General features: G+C 69.1%; 10 protein-coding genes. 8 read left to right on the forward strand and 2 right to left on the reverse strand.

Features of this window, described 5'->3' with window-relative positions:
* From VF697_RS33805 to VF697_RS33830, 6 genes are all read left to right on the forward strand, one after another.
* Positions 1–627 (forward strand): VWA domain-containing protein (locus tag VF697_RS33805; RefSeq protein ID WP_331101504.1); only part of this gene is annotated, 627 nt, incomplete at its 5' end.
* An 11-nt stretch (positions 628–638) separates the two neighbouring features.
* Positions 639–1154 carry a hypothetical protein gene (locus tag VF697_RS33810; RefSeq protein WP_331101506.1) on the forward strand — a complete coding sequence of 172 codons (516 nt, stop codon included), beginning with the start codon at positions 639–641 and terminating at the stop codon, positions 1152–1154.
* An 83-nt stretch (positions 1155–1237) separates the two neighbouring features.
* A complete protein-coding gene (gene miaB, locus VF697_RS33815; protein ID WP_331101508.1) occupies positions 1238–2620 on the forward strand; it encodes a tRNA (N6-isopentenyl adenosine(37)-C2)-methylthiotransferase MiaB in 1383 nt (460 codons plus the stop codon).
* Between the two features lie 22 nt (positions 2621–2642).
* On the forward strand, positions 2643–3158 hold the full coding sequence (locus VF697_RS33820; protein WP_331101510.1) for a gamma carbonic anhydrase family protein: 516 nt from the start codon (positions 2643–2645) through the stop codon (positions 3156–3158).
* 38 nt (positions 3159–3196) lie between these two features.
* On the forward strand, positions 3197–3652 hold the full coding sequence (locus VF697_RS33825; protein WP_331101512.1) for a cyclic nucleotide-binding domain-containing protein: 456 nt from the start codon (positions 3197–3199) through the stop codon (positions 3650–3652).
* Between the two features lie 294 nt (positions 3653–3946).
* On the forward strand, positions 3947–4705 hold the full coding sequence (locus VF697_RS33830) for a DedA family protein (RefSeq protein ID WP_331101514.1): 759 nt from the start codon (positions 3947–3949) through the stop codon (positions 4703–4705).
* A 48-nt stretch (positions 4706–4753) separates the two neighbouring features.
* Here VF697_RS33830 and VF697_RS33835 read toward each other — a convergent pair whose 3' ends face one another.
* Positions 4754–7138: a TIGR02266 family protein gene (locus tag VF697_RS33835; protein WP_331101516.1), complete on the reverse strand. Its 2385-nt coding sequence runs from the start codon at positions 7136–7138 to the stop codon at positions 4754–4756.
* A 200-nt stretch (positions 7139–7338) separates the two neighbouring features.
* Here VF697_RS33835 and guaB point away from each other — a divergent pair, with 200 nt between their 5' ends.
* A complete protein-coding gene (gene guaB, locus VF697_RS33840) occupies positions 7339–8796 on the forward strand; it encodes an IMP dehydrogenase (RefSeq protein WP_331101517.1) in 1458 nt (485 codons plus the stop codon).
* Between the two features lie 32 nt (positions 8797–8828).
* Here guaB and VF697_RS33845 read toward each other — a convergent pair whose 3' ends face one another.
* Positions 8829–9440 (reverse strand): hypothetical protein, encoded by a 612-nt coding sequence (locus VF697_RS33845; protein ID WP_331101519.1) that lies wholly within the window; start codon positions 9438–9440, stop codon positions 8829–8831.
* Positions 9441–9538: 98 nt separating this feature from the next.
* On the opposite strand from VF697_RS33845, the gene guaA reads away from it, so the two are divergent.
* Entirely contained in the window at positions 9539–11092 is a 1554-nt protein-coding gene (guaA, locus tag VF697_RS33850) for a glutamine-hydrolyzing GMP synthase (protein ID WP_331101521.1), read from the forward strand.
* Positions 11093–11193 lie beyond the last annotated feature (101 nt).

Consider the following 11193-nt stretch of genomic DNA (forward strand, 5'->3'; position numbering starts at 1 on the left):
CGCTCGAAGCGGAAGGGGATTCTCAACGTGCGCCGCACCCTGCGCCGCAACCTGCCGTGGGGTGGGGTGCCCATGGTGCCCGTGTTCCGTGCCCGCCGCCCCGAGCGCCCCGAGGTCGTCGTCCTCTGTGACGTGTCCGACTCGGTGCGCAACGCGTCGCGGATGATGCTCCTCTTCACCTACACGCTGCAGTCGCTCTTCGTGCGCGTGCGCTCCTTCGTCTTCGTCTCGGACGTGGGCGAGGTGACGCAGCACTTCAAGGAGCAGGACGTGGACCGGGCGATCGACCTGGCCACCATGGGCGAGGCCGTCTCGCTCACGGCCAACTCCAACTATGGCCGCGCGCTGGCCTCGTTCTCCCGCAACCAGCTCGGCAGCATCACCCGCCGCACCACGGTGATGATCATCGGGGACGGCCGCAACAACTACAACGCCAACAACGCCTGGGCCCTCAAGGACCTGAAGCAGAAGTGCAAGCGGCTCCTGTGGATCTGCCCCGAGGAGCGCGGCAACTGGGGCTTCGGCGACAGCGAGATGCTCACCTATTCGAAGCAATGCCACCAGACCGTGGTGGTCAACTCCGTGGCCGACCTGTCCCGCATCGCGGAGCAGCTCGTCCCCGCCTGAAAGGCACGCCCATGTCCCGTTCCCTGTTCGATGATCTCGACACCGCGCCGTCCGCTGGCATGGAGGCTGGCATGGAGGCGGCCGACGCGCGCACGCTCCGGCTCTCCGCCCAGGCCCTCACCCCGGACGAGCTCCAGTCCCTCCTGCGCTACCAGGAGACCTTCCTCGCCCATGCCGAGCAGTCCTCGGCCGGGCACGACGCCCTCGGGGCCGCGCACGAGCTGGGCCTCGAGGCCTCCGGCCTGGAGATGAAGAAGGTGGATCAGGGCCTCGCCCTGCTGCGCGCCTATGCCGGCAAGCGCTGGACGGCCCGCAAGCTGCGCACCCGGCTGGCCGAGCTGGAGCAGCAGACCGACTCCGTCTCCACCGAGAAGGCCCGCCGGGCCCGCGAGGAGATGGCTCGCGTCGAGGACCTGGAATCCCTCGCCCGGCGCTACAGCCAGGAGACGATCGACCTCCTCAACGAGCACGAGGAGCGGCTCGTCGACCTCCACGCCCGGATGCAGAAGGCACTCAGCCGGGCGTGAGGCGCCCGCCCGCCCGCTCGCCGGGTGGTTGCAATCCGCCGGGGCCCATCGGATAAGGGCCCGTTCTCCGTACGGAAAGACCCATGAAGCGCTACTTCATCCACACCTTCGGCTGCCAGATGAACGTCAACGACTCGCTCCGCATGAGCGAGGTGCTCGGCAAGCTCGAATACCGGCCCACTCCGGTTCCGGAGGAGGCGGACCTCATCATCCTCAACACCTGCTCCATCCGCGAGAAGGCCGAGGACAAGATGCTCTCCGCCCTGGGCCGCTACCGCACCGTGAAGCTCGCCCGGGGCACCCTGCTCGGCGTGGGCGGGTGCGTGGCGCAGCAGGAGAAGGACAAGCTCCTCAAGAAGGTGCCCTACCTGGACTTCGTCTTCGGCCCGGACTCCATCGCCAAGCTGCCGGAGATCATCGGCCGCGTGCAGGGCGAGCGCGAGCGCGTGGTGGAGACGGCCTGGGTGGACTCCGAGGAGTACGTCTTCCCGCGCGCCGACCCCGAGACGAGCCGCGGCAAGGTGTCCGAGTTCGTCACGGTGATGAAGGGCTGCGACAACGTCTGCGCCTTCTGCGTGGTGCCGCACACCCGCGGCCGCGAGGTGAGCCGGGCCTTCCCCGAGGTGCTCGCCGAGGTGGCGGACCTGGCCAAGGTGGGCGTGCGCGAGGTGACGCTCATCGGGCAGAACGTGAACTCGTACCGGGGCGGCATCAACTTCGCCCAGCTGCTGCTGCGCACCGCCGAGGTGCCGGGCATCGAGCGCGTGCGCTTCACCACGAGCCACCCGCACGACCTCTCCGACGAGCTCATCGAGGCCTTCCGGGTGCAGCCGAAGATCATGCCGCACTTCCACCTGCCGGTGCAGAGCGGCTCCAACCCGGTGCTCAAGCGGATGCGGCGCGACTACACCGTGGTCGAGTACCTCGAGCGGCTGGAGAAGCTGCGCGCGGCGCGCCCCAACATCGCCGTCACCACGGACATCATCGTGGGCTTCCCGGGGGAGACGGAGGAGGACTTCGCCCTCACGCTGGAGCTGACGGAGAAGGTCCGCTACGACAACCAGTTCTCGTTCATCTACAGCCCCCGGCCCAAGACGGGCGCGGCGCTCAAGGAGAACGAGTGGGGCCTGGTGCCGCACGAGGTGAAGATCGAGCGGCTGGAGCGCCTGCAGAAGATCCAGCGGCGCATCAGCGGCGAGCTCACCCAGGAGCAGGTGGGGCAGGAGGTGGAGGTGCTGGTGGAAGGGCCCTCGCGCTACAACCCGCTCAAGCGCTTCGGCCGCACGCCGGAGAACCGCACGGTGAACTTCGACGGCGACGCGCCGGCGGGGGCCTTCGTGAAGGTGCTGGTGGAGAGCGCCACGCCCAACCAGCTCTCCGGCAAGCAGACGGCGGTGCTGAGCCTGCCCACGGTGATGCCCGCCGCCGAGGCCCCCCAGCCCGAGCTCTCGTGCGTCGTCGCCTGAGTCTGTCCGCCCGGGAGCGCCCATGGCCCTGAGACGTTTCAAAGACCAGTCCCCGCGCGTCCACCCGAGCTGCTTCGTCGAGGACTCGGCCCAGGTCATCGGCGACGTGGAGCTGGGGGAGGACTCCTCGGTGTGGTTCAACTCGGTGCTGCGCGGGGACGTGAACGCCATCCGCATCGGCCAGAGGACCAACATCCAGGACCTCACGATGATCCACGTCACCAGCAACCGCTTCGGCACCTCCCTCGGCGACGACGTCACGGTGGGGCACCACGTGGTGCTGCACGGGTGCCGGGTGGGCAACCGCGTGCTGGTGGGCATGGGCGCCATCGTCATGGACGACGTGGAGATTGGCGACGACTGCATCATCGGCGCCGGCACGCTGCTCACCCCGGGCACCAAAGTCCCCCCGGGCTCGCTCGTGGTGGGCTCTCCCGGCAAGGTGAAGCGGCCCCTCACCGACGAGGAGCGCTCCTTCCTCCTCGAGTCCGCGAAGCACTACGTCCGTACGGCCGCCGACCATCGCGCCAGCCGTTAACGTGACGGGCGGGGGCGTGCGTGTTAGGAGCACACCTCATGGAGGTCGCTGCCTCACTCAAGGCGTGCTCGCTCTTCAAGGACTTCACCGATGTCGGCATCCAGATTTTCGCCGCCATCGGGGTGCCTCGAGCGTTCCCCAAGGGGTCGACCCTCTTCCAGGAGAACCGTCCTGGCGAGTCCCTCTTCATCATCAGTGACGGCAAGGTGCGCCTGAGTGCGCGCAACCCCGCGGGCGAGGACGTGGCCCTGGGGGATGTGGGCGCGGGTGAGTCCCTGGGCGAGATGGCCCTCCTGCAGAAAGGTGAGCGGCTGTGTACCGCCACCGCCGCCACCGACGTCACCGCCGTGGAGATCCGTCACGCGGACTTCCAGAAGCTGACCGCCCAGAAGCCCCAGGCCTGCATGAAGCTGCTGATGGGGATCGTCACCCACTTCGGCCAGAAGGTCCGCGACAACCGCGAGGCCATGAAGTCGCTCGTGGGAAAGACTTGAGGCCCTGCCCCTGGCGCTTCTGCTAGCTTGCCGACAATGCGAGCGAACGAGCACACGCTGGCCAGTGGGGCGGGGTGTGCGCGGCGAAGCGCGACCCCTCGTCGGGGCGCTCGCGCTCCGAGCAGTGGAGGCTGCCCATGATTATGAGTCAGCCCGCCACGGGAGGTATTTCGGAGTGCGGAACGTGGCTCGGAGTTTTGACGACGCGTGCCCGGTTGATGCGTGGGCGCTGGGGGCCCGGCGCGGATAATCCCGCGAAGCCTCCACGGAAGTGAACGAGACCGAGAGACGAGCGTGCAAGAATTCCTCACCAATCTGCTGGGCAATACCCAAGGCTTCCTCGCCTACCTCACCGTCTTTGGTGTGCTGGTGGCGTGTGGGCTCGGAGTCCCGCTGCCGGAGGACATCTCGCTCATCCTGGGTGGGTTTCTCGCCCACAAGGGAGCGGCCAGTCTGCCGGCGATGATGGTGGTCGGCTTCGCGGGCATCCTGGTCGGCGACAGCCTCATTTATTACGCGGGTCGGCGGTTCGGCTCGCAGGTGGGCCGTTCGCCCACCGGCTTCCTGGCCAAGGTCGTCACCCCGGAGAAGCGCGCGCGCGTGGAGGGGATGTTCGCCCTGCACGGGCAGAAGATCGTGATGATCGCCCGCTTCCTGCCCGGGGTTCGCGCGGTGACGTACTTCACCGCCGGCTCCGCGCGCATGTCCTACTGGCGCTTCATCTTCTGGGATGGCCTGGCGGCGATCCTGTCCGCGCCTTTCTTCGTGTGGCTCGGCTTCGCGTTCGGCGACAAGCTGGACTACGCCATCGGCCGCATGAAGGAGGGCCAGCTCGTGGTGGTGGGCGTCCTCGCGGTGGGAGGCCTCGCCTTCTTCCTGTGGCGCAAGCGCCTGGCGGCCCTGCGGGCCGCGGCGCTCAAGGCGGCGGCGAATGCCTCGCCGGTGGCCGCCCACCTGCTGACGGGCTCGGCCGAGGTTCAGCCGGCCGCGGCTCCCGTGTTCGAGCTGGCGGAGAAGCCGGTCGGCACGGATCGCCTGCAGGTCCGCGACTGAGAGCAGTCCCGAGCCGGAAGGAGCGGGCCCCAAGGCCCCACTTCCGGCTCACGCGCGTCCGAGGATCCGCTTCAACCACCCCACCAGTCCACCCGGAGCCACATCCCGGGCGGTCGCGGCCAGCAGGGGCAGGGGGACGTGTGCGGCGGCGGCGTGCCGCTGCGGAGTCCCGGACGCCGTGACCGCGGGCGTGGAGCCCGACGAGCGCGCGGGAGTCGGCACCGGGTGCGGACGCCCGGCCGCAACCTCCGGGTGCGCCGGGTGCGTCTTCACGTCCTCGAGCGGGTCGCGGGTGCTGAAGACGCTCATCACCTCGGCGCCGCTGGTGTTCTCGCGCGCGAGCACCTTGAGGATGCCCTCGCTGTCCACCTCGAAGGTGACGGACACCTTCACCGAGCCGCGAGGCCCCGGGGGCAGCCCGGTGAGCTTCAGCGTGCCCAGGTACTCGTTCTCCCCCGCGCGATCCGAGTCGCCCTGGAGGACGATCAAGTCGAGCTCCTGCTGATCATCGCGGGCGGTGGAGATCTGGTAGCTCTTGGTGGCGGGCAGCTTCGCGTTGCGCTCGAGCACGGGCTTGAAGCGCCCCCCCGGCAGGCCCACGCCGATGGCCATGGGCAGCACGTCGACGAGCACCACGCCCTCGTTCTGCTGCGGCCCCTCGGACTGTTGTCCCAGGCTGTGCGCCAGGAGCGCGGCGCCGAGCGCCACCGCCTCGTCCGGGTGGACGTTCTTGGTGGGGGCCTTGCCGAAGAACCAGGAGATCTTCTCGTGGACGAGCGGGAAGCGGCTCTGTCCCCCCACGAGGATGATCTCATCGATGTCCTTGGGGGTGAGCCCCTTGGCATCGCACACGTCGGCGCAGACCTGGAGGGTGCGGTTGACGAGCTCCTCGGTGAGCTGGACGAGCTTCTCGCGCGTCAGGGAGACGTCGAGATCGAACGGCTTGCCGTCGATCATCGTGATGAAGGCCACGTGGACGCGCATCTCCGAGCGCTCCGAGAGGGCGCACTTGGCGCGCTCGGCCGCGTCGTGGATGCGCTGCATGGCCACCCGGTCGCCCTGGAAGGTGAGGCCGGTCTGCTTGTGGAACTCCTCCAGGAGGTAGCTGACGATGGCGTTGTCGAAGTCGATGCCGCCCAGGAAGGTGTCGCCGCCGGTGGAGACGACCTCGTAGAGGGTGTCGTTGAGCTCGAGCACGGAGGCGTCGAAGGTGCCGCCGCCGAGGTCGTAGACGAGCACGCGCTGCTTGAGCTTGCGGCCGAAGCCGTAGGCGAGCGCGGCGGCGGTGGGCTCGTTGAGGATGCGCTCCACGTAGAGCCCGGCGAGCCGTCCGGCCTCGCGCACGGCCTGGCGCTGGTTGTCGTTGTAGTAGGCGGGGACGGTGATGACGGCGCGCGAGACGGGCTGGCCGAGCTGGTTCTGGGCCACCTCGCGCACCTCGCGCAGGATGAGCGCGGAGATCTGCTGGAGCGAGTAGACGCGGTCCCCGAGCTTCACCGCCGCCTCACCGTTGTCACCGGGGGCGATCTCGTAGGCGAAGCGGTCCTTGATCTGCTGGACGATGGGGGACTCGTAGAGGCGACCTACCAGCCGCTTGGCGCCGTAGACCGTCTGGCGGGGGTTGGTGAGCATCTGCCCCTTGGCGGGGTGGCCGACCACCAGCTTGCCCCGGGTATTGAGGGCGAGGATGGAGGGGACGGTGTTGTGCCCCTCGCGGCTGAAGAGGACGGCCGGCTTGCCGTTGCGCACGTAGCCGGCGCAGGAGTTGGTCGTCCCCAGGTCGATGCCGATGACGGGTCCGGTCCGCTTGGGCTCCTCGGTGGGGGCCTCGAAGGCGGGGGCGCTCGGGACGACGGGGATGGCGGGCGAGGAGATCCTCGGCGCCGGCCCGGGGACGGGAGCGGGGCGGGCCGAGACCGCCGCTGGAGCCCGAGGCGCCACGGGGAGGGCGGAGGCCTCCGTCGGGGTGAGCGCCGGCGGCGGTCGGGCGGTGGGCACCGTCCCGGGGTGGGGGGTGAAGGCAGGGGACGGGAACGGCGCTTCCGCCAAGGGCTGCGGCGCCGTGGGGACCGAGTAGTCCGCCGGCCCTACGCCCGCCGGGAGGGGCGGCTCGGCGGATTGACCGTGGGGCAGGGGAGCCACGGAGGCGTCGAGGAACTGCGAGGTGGCCGGGTCCACGCTGAGGAAGCGGAGCCCCATGCCGGAGATGCCCTGGCCCGCCTGGCCGGTGACGAAATGGACGACCGCCGTGGCGTGGATGAGGCGGGAGCCATCGGCGAGCTTGAGGTCCAGGTTCACTGGCGTGCCGGGAGGCTTCACCGACTTCGAGCGGAGGTAGATGCCTCCGCGAGTCACGTTGGCTCCGTACTTCGCCAGGAACTCCTCGGGGGTCGCGAAGGGCAGCTTGACGACCAACCCGTTGGCTTCTCCCATGGCTGTGTTCTGTGGGTGCGTCAAAGGCCGGCCCCGTTGCAACCCCCCCAGGGGGGAGGCCGGGAATCCTAGCACCATTCGCCTGCACACCAGGGGAACGGGCGGACAGGAGGCGGTTTTGATCGTTGCGCCCCCTGTCCGCACCCCTTATGGAAGCGGCTTCACTGCGGGCATGACCCGCTGCTCCCGGGAGCCCCCCTTTGCTGACCTCCGACGTCCGGCTCGCGCTGACCTTTGACGATGTGCTCCTCCAGCCGGCCGAGAGCTCCGTCCTGCCGAGGGACGCCGACCTCACCACCCGGTTGACCCGCAACCTGCGGCTCAACATCCCCCTGCTGTCCGCGGCCATGGACACCGTGACCGAGGCCCGTACCGCCATCGCCATGGCGCAGGAGGGCGGCATCGGCGTCATCCACAAGAACATGACGCCCGAGCAGCAGGCGCTCGAGGTCATGAAGGTGAAGAAGTTCGAGAGCGGGATGGTGGTGGACCCCATCACCGTGGAGCCGCAGGTGCCGCTGGCCCGCGCCATCGAGCTGATGCGCCAGTACAACATCTCCGGCATCCCCGTGGTGCAGGGCCGCAAGCTGGTGGGCATCGTCACCAGCCGCGACGTGCGCTTCGTCACGGACCTGGGCCAGAAGGTGGAGGCGGTGATGACGCGCAAGCTCGTCACCGGCCGCGAGGGCATCGGCCAGACGGAGGCCCAGCAGCTCCTGCACGAGCACCGCATCGAGAAGCTGCTCATCGTGGATGAGCAGTTCGAGCTGAGGGGCCTCATCACCATCAAGGACATGGAGAAGCGCCGGACGCGGCCCAACGCGGCCAAGGACGCCAAGGGCCGGCTGCTGTGCGCCGCCGCCATCGGCGCCTCGGCGGATCGCGAGGCCCGCATCGACGCGCTGGTGAAGGCCGGCGTGGATGTGATCGTCATCGACACCGCCCACGGCCACTCCACGGGCGTGATTGACGCGGTGCGCGACACGCGGAAGAACTTCCGGGGCTTCGAGCTGATCGCCGGCAACGTGGCCACCGCGGCCGCCACCCGGGCGCTCATCGAGGCCGGCGTGGACGCGGTGAAGGTGGGCATCGGCCCCGGCTCCATCTGCACCACGCGCGTGGTGGCGGGGGTGGGCGTGCCCCAGCTCACCGCCATCGACGACTGCTCGCGCGAGGCGGACAAGCACGGCGTGCCCATCATCGCCGACGGCGGCATCAAGTACTCCGGCGACATCGTCAAGGCGCTGGCCGCCGGGGCGAGCACGGTGATGATCGGCTCGCTCTTCGCGGGCACCGAGGAGGCGCCGGGCGAGGTCATCCTCTACCAGGGCCGCAGCTACAAGAGCTACCGCGGCATGGGCTCCATGGGCGCGATGAAGCAGGGCGCCAAGGATCGCTACTTCCAGTCGGACGTGGAGGCGGTGAAGCTGGTGCCCGAGGGGATTGAAGGCCGCGTGCCCTACAAGGGCAGCCTGGGCATGAACATCCACCAGATGCTGGGCGGGCTGCGCAGCGGCATGGGCTACGTGGGCTGCCCCACCATCGAGGATCTGCGCACCAAGGCGCAGTTCGTGCGGATCACCTCGGCTGGGCTCAAGGAGAGCCACGTGCACGATGTGATCATCACCGAAGAGGCGCCCAACTACCGGGTGGAGTAGGGCGCCGGGGCGCGGCGAGGCAGGCGCTCCGCCTACTTGCCGCGCTTCTTGCCGGAGGCGGCGGCGGGCGGCTCGTCGCTGGTGACGGGCGACACCTTCTTCTCCGCGTTGCCCACCCGGTTGACGAGGGACTCCTTGTCGTCCAGGGCGAGCGTGTCGATGGCCTGACGCAGGGTGTTGAAGTCCAGTCGGGCCACCGTGACGGTGTTGCCGCCCTTGATCTCCTGCACGGTGGGCACGTCCACCAGCTCGCGCACGTAGGTCTCGAACTCCACCCGCACGTCCGCCGTCTGCTGGATGCACGTCTCCTTGGCGGCCACGAACTGCTGGCTCCCCTCGGTGTAGTGCAGGTCCGGGTTGCGCGTCATCGCCTCCTCGAAGGTGGCGGTGCGCTTCATGAGCGAGGTGTAGAGGTCGATGTAGCTCATCACCCGGTCGGTCTCCGGGCGGTTGACGTTGCGCGCCTGGTTGAGCGGCTCGTCCGTGTCGGAGCAGTTGAGTCGGGCCAGCGTGGCGGCGTCCGGCGTGTCCTTCGCCGTCGCGTACTGGGTCTCACGATCCAGGCGCTCCTCCGAGGAGATCTCCTTCACGCAGCCGATGGTGGACAACGACAGGGCGGTGGCAGCGGCGAGCAGGCGGCGCATCCTTTGGAACCTCTGGGGGGCGGACTTATTGGTTGATTTCCGAAAGTTTGTAGCGGTAAGGGCCGCATCCGTCAACGCGCCCCCCTCTTGGAGACCCCGTGGACATCCACGCTGAGAAGATCCTGATTCTCGATTTCGGGAGCCAGTACACGCAGCTCATCGCTCGCCGTGTGCGCGAGCTCGGGGTGTATTGCGAGATCCACCGCCCGGACCTGTCGGCGGAGGAGATCCGCCGCTTCGCCCCTCGGGGCATCATCCTCTCGGGAGGGCCGGCCTCGGTGGAGGCGCCGGGCTCGCCGCGGTGTGATGCCTACGTCTTCGAGGCGGGGCTGCCCGTGCTGGGCATCTGCTACGGCCTGCAGCTGCTCTCCAAGCTGCTGGGCGGGCGAGTGGACCGCTCGGCGCACCGCGAGTACGGCTCCGCCGAGGTGGAGGTGTTGGCGCCGCGCGGGCCCCTGGCGGCCTTCGTGCTCGGGGACCGGGTGAAGGTGTTGATGAGCCACGGGGACCGGGTGGAGGCGCTGCCGCCGGACTTCGAGGCCATTGGCCGCAGCGGCAACTCGCCCTTCGCGGCGACGGCGCACAAGAGCAAGCCCATCTACGGCCTGCAGTTCCACCCCGAGGTGGTGCACACCCCCATGGGCAAGGAGATGCTGCGCGCCTTCCTGTTCACCGACTGCAAGGTGAGCGGGAGCTGGACGATGAAGGGCTTCATCCAGGAGGCCGAGGAGGCGATCCGTCGGCAGGTTGGTGAGCATGGCCGGGTCATCTGCGGCCTGTCGGGAGGTGTGGACAGCTCGGTGGCGGCGCTGCTGTTGCACCGGGCGATCGGCCCGCGACTGCAGTGCATCTTCGTGGACAACGGCCTGTTGCGTCAGGACGAGCGGGCGCAGGTGGAGGCGCTCTTCGTGGATCGGTTCCACGTGCCGCTGAAGACGGTGGATGCGCGGGCGCGCTTCCTGAAGGAGCTCGCCGGCGTCACGGATCCGGAGAAGAAGCGGAAGACGATCGGCCGCGAGTTCATCGCGGTGTTCGAGGAGGCCTCGCGCGGGGTGCAGGGCGCGGAGTTCCTGGCGCAGGGCACGCTGTACCCGGACGTGATCGAGTCCGTCTCGTACAAGGGCCCGTCCGTCACCATCAAGAGCCACCACAACGTGGGCGGGCTGCCGGAGAAGATGAACCTCAAGCTGGTGGAGCCGCTGCGCGAGCTCTTCAAGGACGAGGTGCGCGTACTGGGCCGCGAGCTGGGACTGCCGGACGAGATGGTGTCGAGGCAGCCGTTCCCGGGGCCGGGCCTGGCGATCCGGGTGCTGGGGGAGATCACCGAGGAGCGGCTGGAGCTGGTGCGGCGCGCGGATGCGATCGTGCAGCAGGAGATCCGGGTCGCGGGGCTGTACAAGGAGCTGTGGCAGGCCTTCGCGGTGTTGCTGCCGGTGCAGAGCGTGGGGGTGATGGGCGACGAGCGCACCTACGAGTCCACCTGCGTGCTGCGCGCGGTGACGAGCGTGGATGGCATGACGGCGGACTGGGCGCGGCTGCCGTACGAGGTGATCGAGCGCATCTCCTCGCGCATCACCAACGAGGTGCGCGGCATCAACCGCGTCGTCTCCGACATCTCCTCCAAGCCGCCGGCGACGATCGAGTGGGCGTAGGGCGCTCGCGCTGAAGCGGGGCCCAAAGCAAAGAGGCTGCCCGGACGAACCGGGCAGCCTCTTCGTGCTACAGGGGGCTACGCGAGGGGACTACAGCCCCG

Source organism: Archangium sp. (assembly GCF_036388035.1).
Taxonomy (GTDB): Bacteria; Myxococcota; Myxococcia; order Myxococcales; family Myxococcaceae; genus Archangium.

Bases quoted from the DNA above. Each gene is read 5' to 3' on its own strand.
- miaB (WP_331101508.1), top strand. From the start codon at position 1,238: ATGAAGCGCTACTTCATCCACACCTTCGGCTGCCAGATGAACGTCAAC.
- VF697_RS33845 (WP_331101519.1), bottom strand. From the start codon at position 9,440: ATGCGCCGCCTGCTCGCCGCTGCCACCGCCCTGTCGTTGTCCACCATC.
- VF697_RS33835 (WP_331101516.1), bottom strand. From the start codon at position 7,138: ATGGGAGAAGCCAACGGGTTGGTCGTCAAGCTGCCCTTCGCGACCCCC.
- VF697_RS33820 (WP_331101510.1), top strand. From the start codon at position 2,643: ATGGCCCTGAGACGTTTCAAAGACCAGTCCCCGCGCGTCCACCCGAGC.
- VF697_RS33810 (WP_331101506.1), top strand. From the start codon at position 639: ATGTCCCGTTCCCTGTTCGATGATCTCGACACCGCGCCGTCCGCTGGC.
- VF697_RS33825 (WP_331101512.1), top strand. From the start codon at position 3,197: ATGGAGGTCGCTGCCTCACTCAAGGCGTGCTCGCTCTTCAAGGACTTC.